Source organism: Vibrio superstes (genome assembly GCF_003569005.1).
GTDB lineage: Bacteria > Pseudomonadota > Gammaproteobacteria > Enterobacterales > Vibrionaceae > Vibrio > Vibrio superstes.
Genome location: NZ_BCUR01000004.1, coordinates 1,865,528 through 1,882,112 on the forward strand (window position 1 = coordinate 1,865,528; position 16,585 = coordinate 1,882,112).

Here is a 16,585-nt window from a genome sequence, read left to right on the forward strand (position 1 = left end):
CTACACCTCCGAAGTCTGCGAGACACTGACGTGAATAATCTCAGCGTCACACTCATCAGCGATGCGAGAGGCTCGCTCAATAAGCTCATCGGTAATCACCAGGCTATCAAAGACGTTGGGAATCACTCGGCTGACTATCTTTGCCTTACCCTCTTCGATGATGGTGGTCTTTTCAAACAATTCCGGAAGCTGTTGATAGCAGGTTTTACAGTCGGTACAACTTGCCATATCGGATTCGGCAATACTCACTAATCTATCAACTGCCGCTCTTACAGCTGGCGTTGTATCAGTTGACTCGATTTGCGTCACCGGAATTTGCACCTCGCTATCTACGGTAAGCGCCAGCTCTGCCAATCCGTTAGCAATGGTGTCTATGGTTTGCTCATTGCGCTCAACCGCTTGCTCATAGCGTGCTTTCCACTGGACAATCTCTGCTTGATGCTCCGTCTTCGTCTTAGCTATATGCTGTCCGCTCAGATACTGCAACATGTGCCAGTTGTTTAACCGCTCTTCGGTGAGTGCGACAATGGAGCTTGATACTGTTAGTTGGATTAGGTGTTGCGAGCTATCTACTGACCAGATAAATGGCGTTTTATCTGCTCGCTCACTCACATTCATGCCAACGTAATCGGCCAGTTCAATAAGGTTGCGCTCACTGGTTGCAAGAGAGAAATGCTTCTTAAAGCGCCCCTCAAACAAGGCAAAATCAGCTGGGGTGAGCGCCGTTTCTAGAAGCTGAGTCATTCCATCATCATCCAGATAGGTGATCATCTGCTGAGTCCAGTCTTGCTGGATATCAGGATTACCCTCGAGTGAGAGCCGCTCAGCCAATGTTTCTCCCTTGCGCGGATCGTGCACAAATATTGGGTTCATTCGGCTCTCAACAGCAAAGCGTGAATGCCTAGTGCTGGCGTCATCCGCTATTCCGTGCTCACCCATGCAAGGGGTATACACATCAAACAAAGCAGGGGCATCTTGATAATTGAGATACTCCACTAAGTTAGACATAAAGTGCCCTTGAATGGCTGTTGAGGTTTGCACCACCAAGACCTCAGGATGGAACATCGCGATGATCCCGAGCTCTTTTCGCGCCTCTTGCTTACCACTATGTGCGCTACCCACTCGGCTCAAGTCAGAGTCTTGAGCAGTAAAGCTTGCGGTTGAGGCTTGCCCTCCTGTATTAGAGTAACTCCCCGTATTGAGCACCAATACCTTAATTGGCGTAGAGGTTGTCAGCAGTCGAGATAACGCGCCAAAACCAATGTCATAGGTGGCACCATCCCCGCCGATGCTGAACACTGTGGGTAGTAGATTCAGTTCATCACTAGAGAGTTGTTGCCACTCTAGATAGTTAAGCTGCTTATCGTGGATACTAGGATCATACAGATCCTCCACTTCCAGCTTGGCACAGCGTAGCGCCTTAATCTGCTGCAGCTGATTAGCAACCTCACCCTCAAACAACCCCTTAGCCAGTGCTGGCGTATCTTGGAACAAACTATTTACCCATGGCACTTTATAAGGGTTGGATGGGAAGGTGGAGGCATACACACTGCTACAGCCTGTGGCATTGGCAATCAGCGCATCCGCAGGCCCGTCACCTGTTGGTCCATGTTCAAACTCATACAGGCGTCGCTCTAATACCTTAACTGTATCTTCAATACGCTGGGCACGCTCAGGCTGCTGCTCGGTTTCAAACAACTGACGATGTTTACTCTCTAACCTATCCAATAAGCTTTCTAGCTGTGCACGATGTGCCTTATTGCGGCGCTCTGCCATGGCACGGTTAATTGAAGTCACCAAGCGAAGCGCAGTCACCTCCCCACAGCCGCGACATGCACCATGGCCGGCACTCATCGCATAGTAATTATCTCTATCCAGTAATAAGCGTTTGGCCTCTTGGCCATCGATAAATCGAATCGGCGTGTTTGGAAGCGCAGCGAGCGTTTCGAAGCTGTGATGCAATTGCTCATTGAGCTCAGTGGTTTGACGCACCTTTTGCAGCGCGTTGGGGCCGCAGACATCCACACACTCCATACAACCACTGCACTTATTCGAATCTATAGCGACCGAATACAATCCTCCGCTGCCAGGCATGGCTTTTTCCATAGCATCAAAGAAGGGCTTAGTACGAGCCACTGGCATAGATTCTAATGCGATACACACACTCGCAAATTGCTGCTGAACCTTACCATCATTGAAGACCATGCTATCAAGCTTTGATGCAATGGCTTGATGCAGAGGAAGAGAATCCTCTTTAGAGTGAGTGCGATAGTAATGTCTTACCGCGTCACTCAGTTTCGGCACCTCAGCTTTCAGGGCTGAGATTTGTGCTGGAGGAACCGCAAGGGTATCTATCGCATTATTGATAAGGTCATGCACCTCATGCACCGCATTAGGTATCGCACTATCTGGACAGGCGATGGTGCACTCCATACAGCCAGTACACTTATCAGGATCAAACAAAGGCACATTTAAGCGAAACAATCCCTTGTTCTTGGTTTTTGCGCTAGAAGGCGGCATAAACATACCCGAACCCGGGATAACCGGCGCTTCGGCAATACTGCCATCGGCATAATGTTTGCCGGCAATGCTATCAAAGTAATCTTGATCAAATAGGCAGCTGCTGGCACGAGTTGCTTTGTCATCTAGGGTGACTTGTGAACTGCTTACCCTAGTAGGAACGACATCCTCGTAATCTTGATAGCGGACCTGTTTAGTGGCGTGCATCCCCTCGCGAATGACGGCCATGTTACTGTTAACCACTGCCCGTCCTTTGCTGGCAAATTTCTTAGCTATCTGCTGCTCAATTCGGTTTAGCATTGCCTCTTCATCAGCACTGCCTATCACTTGGCGAGCATGCCCACACAGCGCGCCAATGAAGGCAATCCCCATCATACGGATTTCAAGATCTCGGCTAGGGGCTTGCTCTTTGGCTACCTTAAAGGCATCCACAATGAAGAAGTCGATATTGTGCTCGCGAATGTACTGCCTAGCGGCTTCTGGGATCTCTTTCCATACTTGCTCTGGAGTATGGTGTGTTTGCAGAATAAAGGTACCGTTTTGGGTCAAACCCGCTAACGGATTGGTATGCATAAAGACCTTGTGATCAGGCGATAGAACAACCTCCACCTCTTGCAGTTCTGCATTGGTGATCTTTATCGGCTCTGGTGACAAGGTAATGAAGAAATTGGTGGGCGCCCCACTCTTTTCTGAGCCGTATTTAGGCATGGACTTAGAGTGCAGCTCTAACGTGCCGGCAAGGATATCGGTTAATAACTTACCTGTCGCTATGGTGCCGTAGCCACCCACTGAGTGAAAGCGCGTACGTATCGCCTCGTTTGGAAGCAATTGAGGATTCTCATCGGTGGACAGTGCCATCAACTCGGTCTCTGGATAGGCGTCTCTTAGTCTTCTTTGTATGACCTGTAATTGCTCAGAGGCTTGGTTATCAAAGAACTGACTACCAAGGTAGAAGAAAGGCTTACTTTGCGCCGCTTGCATATTTGCAAATGCCGCAACGAGGTGACGAGGCTGCAGATCGTGGCCACCTAGCCCGAACACACCAGTGCAGATTTGCGGAAGCTCACGAAGAAGGGGAATGTTCTCATGACGATGACTGTCAGCGTTTTCTCTTGCTTTAAATAAGGCTCGAGTGACGCGCTCAGTCAATTTGGTTTCATCACAACGCTCTAATATGGTCACGGCTTTCTTGCCGGTTAATACCTTGATGAGCAGCGCTTCAGGGAAAGGCTGCAGCTGCTTAATACTGACCACCCCTACTTTTTCGCCCTTACCTCGCAGATACTCGGCCACGGCTTCAGCATCGTCTGTGACTGAGCCCAGACCAAGAATGACATAATCTGCATCCTCACATTCATATTGCATGACGGGGGAGTATTGTCTGCCAGTAAGCTGAGCAAACTCGCGCATCGCTTGCTTGATAAACTTAGGCACATCCGATTGAAAGTGGACCCTATGGTCAACAATCCCTGCTTGATAATCTGGCTGATTTTGCACCCCACCAGTCAGCCCTGGATTATGGGTGTCCATTAGCGCCGGCACTCGTTGACGACTGCCCTTTTCATAGCTATTAACCCAGACTCGTCGCCATTTTTTAAGTAGCTCTGGGGGAATAAAGTCCAATGTATGGGCGATCAATCGACCTTCTTTATCTTGCTCTAGCTGCGCTTCATTGGCCTTTAGGTAATCTTTTATATCCCGTAATTTATCGGGCCAAAAATCATCTTGATGCTTGTCTAAAAAGACATTGAGTTGCCAAATTCGCCCCTTAGCACCATACAGCATCTGCTGTGCTACGGTTGGCGCTTGAATGCGCTCTGAAGGATCACCTAGGTAGGTTTTTAAAAGCTCAGGCTCCGGTAACTGTACTTCGCTTTGAATATGACTGGTGGCAAACCCGTCCATACAGTTGGCAACCGGTATTAGCGAGAGCGCACTGACTCGATAAGAGATAGAGGCAAGATCGGCCGCTTCTTGAGCATTACTGGCAAATAAGGTGGTGTAGCCCGCAGACAACAGCGCATATACATCATCGTGTCCCGCCATCACATTCAAAGAGTGCCTGGAGACAGAGCGCGCTGCTACATGCAGTACAAAGCCTGCAGCCTTTTTACCTACCGTCACATAGTGGGATTCCAAGCCATACAAGATACCTTGGCTTGAAGAGGCATTAGAGATGTACTTGCCCCCCGTGAGCGCAGCGCCCAATGCGCCACTTTGCGCAGAGTGCTCACCCTCAGGCTCGAAGAAGAACGGATGCTGTCCCCATACATTCATTCCGCCTTGAGCACGAAACGCCTCATACAGCTCTGAGATTTCGGTCGACGGGGTGATGGGATAGCCAATAACACCGCCGCATACATAATCCATAACATGAGCAACCGCTCCGTTGCCATGAATGACGGCAGGTGTACCAGGATAAGTCGGGTATTCGGTGGTCTTTGATAACGAGGACATGCGCTGTTTCTCCTAAACAGGTGGACAAACAGACCGCACAGAATTGCAGTGTTATTTACCCACAAACTAAGTCAAGATCACGCATTTCGCCTCAGATTTTCTTCCATATACGACAAAGGCACATTTGCGTGCTGTCTAAATTCTACACCGCAAATATGCCTTATGTTGTCTATTCACTCACAAAATGTAGGGTTTTATTTGATGCTCAACAAAAACCCTCTATTTACTGATTGAATACTCTGCTTTCTCTATAGAGCGCTAAGGTAAGCCTTCAATGATTTCAGCCTAACTGTTGCCCCGCCAATGATATCCATAAACCCTAGGATTGGGTGCGGTTTAGTGGCAGAAATCCACGCTGAACCCGTTGCACCAATTGGGATGTTGTAGCCTTCGGGCTCTTCAAATTCAATGATGACGGTACGACCATGAGCACCTGCGTTATTTCCTACGTGTTGCTTTACATTCTGCGCGCCGTTTTTCACTGACACTGTCGCCTCGCCAGTACCGCTGGTAATACTGTGTACCTTACCTCGGAATACTTCACCAGGGTGGGAGTTAACATAAAACTCGGCAAACTGACCCTCTTTGATATAGCGATAGGTTTGGTCGCTGACACGCATCTCCATAAACTTCTTGCTGGTGTCATAGATGTGCATGTTACCAGTGCGAGTACCCTTCGAGATATTAACAACACCAATCTGACCATCAAATGGCGCAACCACTTGGTTCATTTCATTAAGCCATTGGTTCTCTTTGATCTGAGCGTTAATAGTTGCAATCTCAGCGCGCAACTCTGACAGGCGTGAGTATCCTTGCAAGATAGCGTTTCTTACATCATCACGCTCTGCTTGGCTGCTGTACTCTTCAAGCTTCATCAGACGTGCCATTGTGGTTTCGTCTGTTTTGATCTGGGTTTCGGTTGCCGATATTTGATGATTGATCGCCTGAATCTGAGCCTCAAGACCTTTGATCTCTTCAACAGAATCTGTGGCTTCAAGGGTATAAAGCAATTCACCCTTCTCAACCACTTGGTTATGGTTAACCATAACGTTTTCAACTTTCTGCCCCACTAGAGGACTCAAAACCGCGTGTGGTGCTTTAACGGTACTGCTGTCTGTCAAATCAACAGGAGCCCAAAAACGACTCACGGTAAATAGTGTCATTGCTAAGAAGGCACCAAATGCGGTGATCATGGTTGCATTGCGCAGATTCCACTGAATAACTCCAGCTTTAACCAGAATCCACATAATGAATACATAAGGAAGCATGATCTCTTTCATTACTTGGACTCCTCAGCTGACAGGGTGTCTTTTTCTACACCACGACGAATAACGCCACTTAATGAGTTGCCAATGATGTCCCAGCGCGTAAACGCAACCACAATCGCTAATACCCACCAAGTCTTACTAATAAACAGGCCACACAGAGATAAAGCAAATACCACATTGGTATGTGCGCTATTGCGGTGCTCACTCTCGTGAACCGCAACTTCGTGTAATTGCCATAGCAAATAAGCAACGTAAGCAAAGATAGAAATGGTCACAACGAAGATGAGACCCATGAAGATTTCAGAATTGAGCAGTTTAATGATCGAAGGATTACCATCGACGAACTCGCTGGCCGGCATAGATTTGCCGTGAATGTTGGATAAGGTAGAGAAAAATAGGGAAGTTGCAGCAGCGGCACTGAGTACTCCAATGGCCTTCATTAGCCACTTTAAAACACCGAACAATCTTTTCATTACTCACTCTCACTTTAGTTGGGCTTTGGTACCAGTCACTGAGTACGATTGGTACAATACAAATACGTATGGTAGTGACTACGTATGGCGCCCCAACTTCAAAGAGTGCTGGCCATCTCCCTATTCCGTAATCCCCACAACACAGTGACAATAAATAACTTTGATGATTACCTCCAATTATTCATTGCTATACCTGATATGCATGAGGGGTATATTGAATAGAAAAACGCGCTATGCTGGTAGATGAGGCGAGTATTCAATACAATCTGCCCATCGGCTCTATATCCAGCCACCGTTTCCCATTAAAGGTACCGTTAATCCATGAGCATCGACCCGCTTTTCACCCAATTTAAGCAACCCATCTCACTGCCGATGCCGGAGCGATTCACCTTTCCTTTTTATTATGATCCGAACCCACTGACAATCATCGCCTGCGAACTATTACAAAAGCGCCTGAGTTCAAATGATCGATTTAATGAGCTTTTTTGCCTGCAAGACGATCAGAGCCTAAATACAGAAATAACCCCTTCTGCTAGAGGCAAAATGTTTGGTGTGTTGGTGGTAAAAAATAGTGCAGGAGAGCTGGGGTTTCTTAGCGCTTTCTCTGGCAAAATCGATGATACAAACCATCATCAAGGGTTCGTACCACCGGTGTACGATATGCTGGATGATGACGGATTTTTTAGGGATGAACTAGAAAAGGTCAACGAGGTTTCATCTGAGCTAAAAGCCTTTGTAGGCACCTCAAACATCGAGCAGTTAAAACAGCAGCTTTCATCGCTTATTGAAGAAGAATCCTCTCAAATAAAGCGTCTGAAAACTGACATCGCAGACAGTCGAAAGCGTCGCAAAATTGAACGCACCCAAGCACAAATCACCCTATCAGAGCAGGAATATCAAGAGCTTGAGAAAAACTTAGCTAAGCAGAGTGTGGCGCAAAAGAATCAGTTAAAGAGGCTCAAGCAAGAATGGGCAGATAAGCGGACGGCACTGACTGAGACAATCACTCAGATTGAGCAAGCCATCACCGATTTAAAAGCCCAACGCGCGGCGTTATCCAATCAGCTGCAACACAAAATCTTCGCCCATTATTCCTTCTTGAATGCGAAAGGACAGCGTCAAGATTTGAACCAGATATTTGCCCAAACCGCCTATAAAGTGCCACCAGCGGGGGCAGGAGAATGCGCCGCACCCAAGCTAATGCAATACGCCTACCTTAATGGCTATACGCCGGTCGCTATGTCAGAATTTTGGTGGGGCCACTCACCCAAGTCTGAGATTCGTCAGCACAAACAGTTCTATCCTTCGTGCATGAGTAAGTGCCACCCTATTCTCTCGCACATGTTACAAGGCTTAGAGGTCGATCCTAACCCGCTGCTAGAAAACCCTGCACAAGATAAGCCTTTTCCTATCCTCTATGAAGATGAACACATTGTGGTGGTGAATAAGCCTGAAGGGTTTCTTTCTGTCCCTGGTCGACACATTCAAGACTCAGCGTTTTACCGCATACAGCAAATGTATCCCGATGTCGAAGGCCCCTTTGCCCTGCACCGCTTAGACATGGCAACCTCAGGTTTACTGGTGTTTGCCCTCACTAAGCGTGCCAACAAATCCCTGCAAAAACAGTTCATCTCTCGTGAAGTAAAAAAGCGCTACGCGGCCTTAATTGATGGCGAGTTACAGCAAAAACAAGGGGATATTACGCTGCCTTTATGTGGTGACCCTTATGACAGGCCAAGGCAAATGGTGTCGTATGATGAGGGTAAGCCAGCACACACTCGCTATCAACTTCTAGAAACCAATGATGGACACAGCAAGGTCATGCTGTATCCAGAAACAGGCCGTACCCACCAACTACGCGTTCATTGCGCTCACGCCGAGGGGCTTAACATGCCCATCATTGGCGATACCTTATATGGCCGCAAAGACAAAAGGTTATATCTGCATGCACAGCAGCTCAGCTTCACCCACCCCATTACTAAAGAGTGGGTCACCTTTGAGGCTGATATACCGTTCTAGTGCTAACTTGCCAGCGTAGCCAGCTGTTGTTGGTATGCAAAGTGGCCGACGACACAGCGCAAAGTGCCGTAATCGTATTTGGCATCAAAGCGCTCAAACAGTGGCTTTAGCTTTGCCTCAGTTAGAGTGTTGAGCTGCTTAATAGCAGCATCAAACTCTTCGAGTTCGACAAGCTCAATATCAATCACTTGTTGCAGTTGGCATGCTCCAAGCTCTATGGCTGATGCTAGATGACTCATCACGGTGTTGAGTGCAATTGCGCGCTCTTTTGCCACCAATTCTGCATCTCCCAAAGATTGAAATAACTCAAGGGTGGTTTGCTCTGTGGCGCTTAATGTAGGGAGCGGCTTAGGCTGCAGTTGCATCAGTGTGATGATCGGCTCGCCATACTTAGCGACCTTGGCTTCACCAAAGCCTGATATCTCACCTAACGCGTCCAATGTGGTGGGTCTCTTTAGAGCAATATCAGCCAAGCTAGTATCGTGACAAATCACATAGGCAGGGACATTTTGTTCCTTGGCTAGGCTTGCACGAAGCTCTCTTAGCTTCTCAAACACTTCTGCATCTTGAGCTGAAAGCGCGTTGCTTTTTTTCGCAGCGCTGGATTTTTTCTTCTTAGCCTTACGAAGTTCACGCAACTCTATGCTTTGCTCACCCTTCAGCACAGCGCGGCACTGCTCGGTCAGCCTTAGATTGTTATACATACCCTCCACGGTCAGGTAATTCATTGCAATGAGCTGTCTAAATACCCCTTTCCACTGCTCAGCAGTAAGCTCTGTGCCAATGCCAAAGGTCGATAAGGTATCGTGACCAAAGCGCTGGATCTTGTCATCACTCTTGCCGAGTAGCACATTCACTAGGTGCGTCACACCAAAGCGCTGGCCTGAGCGATACACAGTAGAGAGCGCCTTTTGCGCCGCCTGAGTGCCATCCCATGTTTTGGGCGGGTTTAAACAGTTGTCGCAGTTGCCACACGCCTGCTCTAGTGACTCACCAAAGTAGCCTAACAAGGTCTGACGGCGACAAGCACTCAGCTCGCAGTATCCAAGCAATGAATTAAGCTTGCCCACCTGCACTTGCTTGTATTCTTGATTGCCATCTGAGTTTTCTACCATCTGTTTTTGCATAACAAGGTCTTGCAAACCATAAGCCATCCACGCATTTGCCGGCATTCCATCACGCCCTGCACGCCCAGTTTCTTGGTAGTAAGACTCGATACTTTTTGGCAGGCTAAGGTGCGCGACGAATCGGACATCAGGCTTATCTATACCCATACCAAATGCAATCGTCGCCACAATGATAACGCCGTCTTCTCGCAAGAAACGCTGTTGGTTTTGATTCTTTTGCTCGACAGACATACCCGCATGATAAGGCAAGGCCACTCGCCCCTGCTCTGCAAGCCAGGTTGCGGTTTCCTCGACCTTCTTGCGTGATAGGCAGTAAATGACCCCCGCATCTTGGGCATGGTTGTTCTCAATAAAGTCCCATAGCTCATGCTTTGCATTGGCTTTTTCACTGACATGATAACGAATGTTCGGACGGTCAAAACTATGCACGAATACCTTGGCATCAGAGAGATGCAGCTGTGCAATAATTTCTTGTTTTGTGCGCTCATCGGCCGTTGCTGTTAAGGCGATGCGAGGTACATTGGGAAACCGCTGAGGTAAGATGGACAGTTTTTGGTATTCAGGTCGAAAATCGTGTCCCCACTGACTTACACAGTGCGCTTCATCAATGGCAAATAACGACAGGCTCGATTGTTCAAGAAGGTTAAGAGTGCGCTCCATAAGCAGACGCTCTGGAGAAACATAAAGCAGTTGTATCTCACCGCGCATTACCGAGGCTTCTACTTCCAGCTGTTCATATTGATCTTGAGTGGAGTTTAGAAAGGCGCACGCCACGCCCACTTGTCTTAGGGCGTCCACCTGATCTTTCATCAAGGCAATTAGTGGCGATACCACCACACCCACACCCGAACGCACCATTGCCGGGATCTGGTAACAGATAGATTTACCACCCCCCGTGGGCATCAGGGTCAGAACATCTTGCCCCTGCACCACACTCTCGACTATGGCTTGTTGTTGGTGACGAAAGCTGTCGTAACCAAATACAGAATTAAGTACATCTATAGGCTGTGGTTTAGTGGCGTGCTCGAACTGACTCAATGCTAAAGATCCTGAGGGTTAAATGAATAGTACCAATCGTAGTAAATAGCTGGTCATCCTAGCTTGTTAAAACACTCGATAACGGCGTTAGAATTTTTGATTGTAGAATCACTACTTATCAAAAAGTTCTGCCTTGTTATCCAGCGTTTTTCCTACGCTATTTCTGACCACTTACTTACTGTGATTGGTATAAAAAGGATAGCGAAGAGTCAGCCACAAAGCTGTGGGTAATAGTATTAAATCACTTCCTATTCAGAAGGTGATTCTTGTTTTTCTGACAACATCATTTGCAATCCGCCGCCATTATGCACGTGTTTATACCCTTTCGTCAGTAGTATTTGTTTGGCATTGCCCGAACGATTGCCACTGCGACAGTACACTACGATGTGATCATCCCTATCCACAAAGGAGAGATCGGCTCTTGATAGATCAGCTACGGGGATATTCACGGCATTGTCGAGATGCCCGCCATTGAACTCTTGCGGCGTTCTCACATCAATCACGACTGCACCAGAGTCAATCCACTCCCACGCCTGCTCTGCACGCTCTGTGGCAAAAGCCCCTGTAGCAAAGGCCATGCTAGGGATAAGTAGTGCCAGCGCCATTACTCTTTTAATCATAAAGCTCTCCTGCTTCGTTTGAGGAAAACAAGCTCCAGTCTGCTCTAGACTCCACCCATTTCGAAGAACTCTAGTAGATCTCCATCACCCAAGAGCCCAGTTTTTTCTCCTGCCAAAGCTCAATAATCATAGGTTCTAGTGCCGCAATCACGCGCTGCAGGTCTTCTGCGGTTTTGCTGTCGTTAAACCACCCATTGATTGAGTCTAAATTGAAGGCAAGCTGCTTCAAATTACCCGAATTGGTAAGTAGTTCTTCACCATTAGTGACTTGTTCTTGCTCCGATAACTGTACACGAGATTCAAAATACTGATCCGCTGCCCGGTACAGGTTCCAACCGTCTTCTCGTGAGGCTAAAAGTCGCATATTTGATTCCCTATCTTTTGCTTATAATAAGCATAATCACAACACACCTATCTTGCTAATCAAAGGATGTACTTCACACACTGATGGTTTGAGAAGTGAAAATTTTCGATGTCTTTACCGAGCTCAAGTTTATGAGGTAAAACAACAAAAACGATCAAGAAGTTAGGTAAAATAGACGCTTATCAACATCAGTAAATCGCACTATGACAACATCGAATAAACCTTGGTTACAAACCTATCCTCAAGACGTACCAGAATTCATCAATATCGACCAATATGCCAATATCAACGAAATGTTCAAAAAACCATTTGAACAATTTGCTGACAACACCGCATTCGTCAACATGGGACACTCTCTTACCTACCAACAGATCAATGAAAAAAGTGATGCATTTGCGGCCTACCTTCAATCAGAACTGAAGGCAAAGAAAGGCGATAGAATCGCACTAATGATGCCCAACCTACTGCAATACCCTATTTGTATTCTAGGTGCGCTCAAAGCAGGGCTGGTCGTGGTGAACGTCAATCCCCTCTACACTCCTCGTGAGCTTGAACATCAACTCCGAGATTCTGGCGCCACCATCATAGTGGCAGTCACAAACTTTGGTGACAGCTTGCAGCAAGTCATTAGTCGCACTAGCTTAAAGCATGTAATCCTCACCAGTATTGGCGATGAATTGGCGCCGCATAAGCGAACACTAGTTAATTTTGTGGTGAAGTACGTAAAGAAAATGGTGCCTAAGTACCACCTCCCGAGCGCTATCTCTCTTAGACGAGTCCTGACCGATGGCAAACGCCTAGACTTTAATCCGCCAAAGATTGAGCAAAGCGACCTTGCTTATTTGCAGTATACCGGCGGGACCACAGGCCTTGCCAAAGGCGCAATGCTCACACACAAGAACGTGATGGCTAATGTGCTGCAGGTCTTTGGGCACTTCGGCCCGCGTACAGCAAAAGATAAAGAACATGCCGTCACACCTCTGCCGCTTTACCATATCTTCGCAAACTCAGTCAGTATGATGCTGATGATGTATATGGGGGGCACCAATCTGTTGATCACTAACCCTAGGGATTTAAACACCTTTGTAAATGATCTCAGCAAGTACCCATTTACTATGATTTTTGGCCTGAACACCCTATTCGCTGCCCTAATTAATCATGCAAAATTCAAGCAACTGGACTTCTCTAACGCAGAGTTCACTATTGCCGGCGGGATGGCGACGCAAAAACACGTCGCCGATGAGTGGCAAGCCATTACAGGGATGCCAATCATTGAGGGTTACGGCCTGACCGAGTGTTCGCCGGTAGTTGCCGGTGGCGTCCACACTCAGCAGCAATTTGTGCCGGCTATCGGAGTACCTCTACCAAGTACGGAAATGAGGATCGTAGATGATGGCGGACAACCATTAGACGCAAATCAAGTGGGTGAGATTCAAATCCGCGGTGACCAAGTCATGGTTGGGTATTGGAAACAAGACGCGGAAACCAAGGCTGTGCTCACAGAGGATGGCTGGCTAAACTCTGGTGATATCGGCCGCATGGATGAAGACGGCGTTTTCTATATCGAGGATCGTAAGAAAGATATGATTCTAGTGTCGGGCTTCAACGTATTCCCAACAGAGATTGAAGAAGTCGCCACGCTGCACCCGAAAATCATTGAGGCGGCTGCTGTTGGTGTGCCTGATGACGTTGCTGGAGAGCGCGTCAAGCTTATCCTGGTCACTAACGGCTCGGTTTCTGTAGACGATATTAAAAAGCACTGTCGCCAACACCTCACTGGTTACAAGATCCCGAAGGTCATCGAGTTTAGGGAAGAGTTACCAAAAACGAACGTAGGCAAGATTTTGCGCCGAGAACTGCGCGACTGAGTGCCAAAGAAAGGTAATTAAGCAGGCCTAGCTTTCTAGGCCTGCATTTGGCTGTTTACAGACCCACGAAGAAGCTGATCACTAGCGCGTTCACAATATCGATAAAGAAACCACATACCAATGGCACCACGATAAAGGCCTGCGGACTCGCACCATAACGACTTGTTACTGCAGTCATATTCACAATCGCAGTCGCAGTCGAGCCAAGGGTTATGCCTCCGAAGCCTGAACAGATAACCACTGAGTCGTAGTTTCTGCCCATCAAGTAGTAAACCACTAGGACAGTGAACAGTAGAGATAGCAGGATTTGAGCGGACATGATCACTGAGATATAGCCAAACATGCCATCTAGATCCCAGATATGAAGCCCCATCAACGCCATGGTCAAGAACATACCCAGACAGATATCAGAAATCATCGCTAAGCCTTTACGACCCTGCTCAATCTTCTGTTTAGTTCGACGTTTCTTAAATAAGGCACGACCGATGTTGCCAATCAAGATACCTGCGATTAAGCAGCTCACAAATAAAGGCAGCTTAAAGCCAGCAGCTTCAATAGATTCACCGATACTGTAGCCTAACATTAGAGTAATATTTAAGACCAACCACGCCCACAAAACACCATAATGGCTAAGCTCTACAGTTGTTTCATGGTCTTGAAACGCACCCACAGCAACGTCTTCTTGATTAGAGGGGCTCACCTTGTGTTTATTCAAAAGGTAATTAGCGATTGGGCCGCCAATAACACAGGCTGCGATTAAACCAACCGTATTGGACGCCACACCCAATTCCATTGCATTGCTAATGCCGTACTCTTCAACAAAAGTCGGAGCCCAAGCCAAGGTTGTGCCAACACCACCAATCAAACTGACCGAGCCAGATAACAAACCGGCCTTAGGATCTAAGCCAAACGCTGTGGCTACCGACATGCCAACAACGTTCTGTAGTACGATAAAGGTGCCAGCAAGCAACAACAAGATGAACAGCGGGCGTCCACCTTTGATAAGTGTTTTCAGGTCCGCTTGAAGACCAATCCCTGCAAAGAAGTACAACAACAAAAAGTCTCGAACTTCCAAGGTAAACGTGACTTGAATGTTAAAGACATAATAAAGAACAGCGACAGTTGCTGCGCACACAAACCCACCGATAACAGGTTCAGGTAAGGAATATTTCTTCAATACCTCTGAGCGCTCAATTATGGCTTTACCAATAAACAGCAATGCAATGGCGATGGTAAAGGAAACGAGCGGTGGTACTAATACTTCTGACATAAATTAATCTGTTCCTCGGCAATGAGTGCAATGACGTATGAAATACAACGATAAGCTACAAGTGTAATGGAAACCTCAAGAAAATCCTTAACTTATCTATATCAATTGCTCAAAAGAGAAACTAAAGAAGAATATATAATGGAGATTGCTCTAGGATTAGTCGGCGCGCAGTTTAAGCAAATATTAATGCTTCATATATAAAAGAAAATTTCGTTGTCATATAAACGTGGATGATGTGTTTGCCGAGTGAGGGTAAAGTTAAAAAGCCCTGACCGAATTCGGTCAGGGCTTGGCATTATCAATTGTTTAGTAGATTAAACCATCGTTGGATCTGGTTCTAAGCCCATTAACTGGCGTCCTAGGATCTGTGCACACACATCATAATCGGTATAGGCATGCGCGCCTGTCATATGTGAATCTCTGAACAATCTCTGGGCTTCATTGTCGCTAAACCACGCCATGCCACCAGATGCCTCAAACAAACGATCGACACTCGCAATACAACTCTTAACCGCGTAAGCCTGATTCGTGCGCCAGTAAGCTAAGGTATCGGCTGTAGGAAACTCGCGACGCTCTCCATGTACTTTATGGTCTTCCCATGTTTTTTCTAGCAAGGCTCTGGCCGCTGAAACCTGATGGGTAGATTCAGCGAGTCGAAGTAGCGCTGGAGTCGCAACGCCTACATTCGCACCAGTGTAGGCACGTACTCGATTCTTTTGTTTTTCCTTGTACACCTCAAGCATGCGTTCAGCAATACCTAGACTAATCGCGGCAAAACCACAGGCGAAATATGGGCGATATGGCGTTGTATAGATATCACTTTCTGGATACAGCCCCGCTCCCGCCGAGCGCCCCTCCATCATTCCCTTTGCCGTTTCGATTCTATGCTCTGGAATAAAAACGTCTTTCAACACTAAGGTCTTGGTACCACTTGATTTCATGCCAGCTGCGTACCAATCATCGATGATCTTGTATTGATGACGAGGAACGACACCGAAGCAATAAACCTTATTCCCATCTTGATCAAATCGATTAAAGCCCAAGATAGCCCAGTCAGCATGGTCACACCCGCTGCTCCAGCGCATATCACCATTGAATATTACACCACCCTCGGTTTCTTCCGTTTTACCGAAGGGTGCAATACTACTGCTGGCTGTGGCTTCAGGGTCTGCTCCCCAGAATTCAGTTTGAGCCTCTTGAGAAAACAGAGCCATTTGATGACTGTGCGTGGCGAGCAAGCTGGCACCCCATGCCGTGCCACCACAGGCACCCGCTAGTGCCGCCACACAGTCCGCGAACTCAGGCAATGAAATTTCTAGTCCACCGTATATCTTTGGTTGAAAAGCCCTAAAAAAACCAATTTCTCTCAACAAGCGAATGTTCTCTTCAGGTGGCGTACGATCCTGTTCAGCTTGCATCGCGTTTTCTGCAATCTTTGGCAGGATAGTTTGAAGTTTTTCTAGTAGTGGATTAGGTGTTTTCATCATCGATTCCTTTTCAACGTTTAGCCCTTTAATATTTATGAGTCTGGGCAATTGCTGAACAGTATGTCTGTTGAAAC

General features: G+C 47.2%; 10 protein-coding genes. 2 read left to right on the plus strand and 8 right to left on the minus strand.

Annotated features, from left to right (window positions below):
• From D5I41_RS16540 to D5I41_RS16550, 3 genes are all read right to left on the minus strand, one after another.
• Window positions 1–4,977, minus strand: a complete 4,977-nt coding sequence (locus tag D5I41_RS16540; protein WP_119010751.1) for a 2-oxoacid:acceptor oxidoreductase family protein — start codon at window positions 4,975–4,977, stop codon at window positions 1–3.
• A gap of 248 nt (window positions 4,978–5,225) precedes the next feature.
• Window positions 5,226–6,257, minus strand: a complete 1,032-nt coding sequence (locus tag D5I41_RS16545) for an HlyD family secretion protein (RefSeq protein WP_119010752.1) — start codon at window positions 6,255–6,257, stop codon at window positions 5,226–5,228.
• Window positions 6,257–6,718 carry a magnesium transporter gene (locus tag D5I41_RS16550; protein WP_119010753.1) on the minus strand — a complete coding sequence of 154 codons (462 nt, stop codon included), beginning with the start codon at window positions 6,716–6,718 and terminating at the stop codon, window positions 6,257–6,259. Before D5I41_RS16550 ends, D5I41_RS16545 begins: the two co-directional genes overlap by 1 nt.
• A gap of 321 nt (window positions 6,719–7,039) precedes the next feature.
• On the opposite strand from D5I41_RS16550, the gene D5I41_RS16555 reads away from it, so the two are divergent.
• Window positions 7,040–8,737 carry an RluA family pseudouridine synthase gene (locus D5I41_RS16555; RefSeq protein WP_119010754.1) on the plus strand — a complete coding sequence of 566 codons (1,698 nt, stop codon included), beginning with the start codon at window positions 7,040–7,042 and terminating at the stop codon, window positions 8,735–8,737.
• 2 nt (window positions 8,738–8,739) lie between these two features.
• On the opposite strand, the gene recQ is transcribed toward D5I41_RS16555, so the two are convergent.
• From recQ to D5I41_RS16570, 3 genes are all read right to left on the minus strand, one after another.
• Window positions 8,740–10,902, minus strand: coding sequence for a DNA helicase RecQ (recQ, locus tag D5I41_RS16560; RefSeq protein ID WP_119010755.1), 2,163 nt, complete (start codon window positions 10,900–10,902; stop codon window positions 8,740–8,742).
• Window positions 10,903–11,150: 248 nt separating this feature from the next.
• Window positions 11,151–11,522 (minus strand): rhodanese-like domain-containing protein, encoded by a 372-nt coding sequence (locus D5I41_RS16565; RefSeq protein WP_119010756.1) that lies wholly within the window; start codon window positions 11,520–11,522, stop codon window positions 11,151–11,153.
• 70 nt (window positions 11,523–11,592) lie between these two features.
• Window positions 11,593–11,886, minus strand: a complete 294-nt coding sequence (locus D5I41_RS16570) for a hypothetical protein (RefSeq protein WP_119010757.1) — start codon at window positions 11,884–11,886, stop codon at window positions 11,593–11,595.
• A 203-nt stretch (window positions 11,887–12,089) separates the two neighbouring features.
• Here D5I41_RS16570 and D5I41_RS16575 point away from each other — a divergent pair, with 203 nt between their 5' ends.
• Window positions 12,090–13,754 carry an AMP-binding protein gene (locus D5I41_RS16575; RefSeq protein ID WP_119010758.1) on the plus strand — a complete coding sequence of 555 codons (1,665 nt, stop codon included), beginning with the start codon at window positions 12,090–12,092 and terminating at the stop codon, window positions 13,752–13,754.
• Between the two features lie 55 nt (window positions 13,755–13,809).
• On the opposite strand, the gene gltS is transcribed toward D5I41_RS16575, so the two are convergent.
• Both gltS and D5I41_RS16585 read right to left on the minus strand, forming a co-directional pair.
• Window positions 13,810–15,024, minus strand: coding sequence for a sodium/glutamate symporter (gltS, locus tag D5I41_RS16580; protein ID WP_119010759.1), 1,215 nt, complete (start codon window positions 15,022–15,024; stop codon window positions 13,810–13,812).
• 314 nt (window positions 15,025–15,338) lie between these two features.
• Window positions 15,339–16,511 (minus strand): p-hydroxyphenylacetate 3-hydroxylase oxygenase component, encoded by a 1,173-nt coding sequence (locus tag D5I41_RS16585; protein WP_208639145.1) that lies wholly within the window; start codon window positions 16,509–16,511, stop codon window positions 15,339–15,341.
• Window positions 16,512–16,585: the final 74 nt, after the last annotated feature.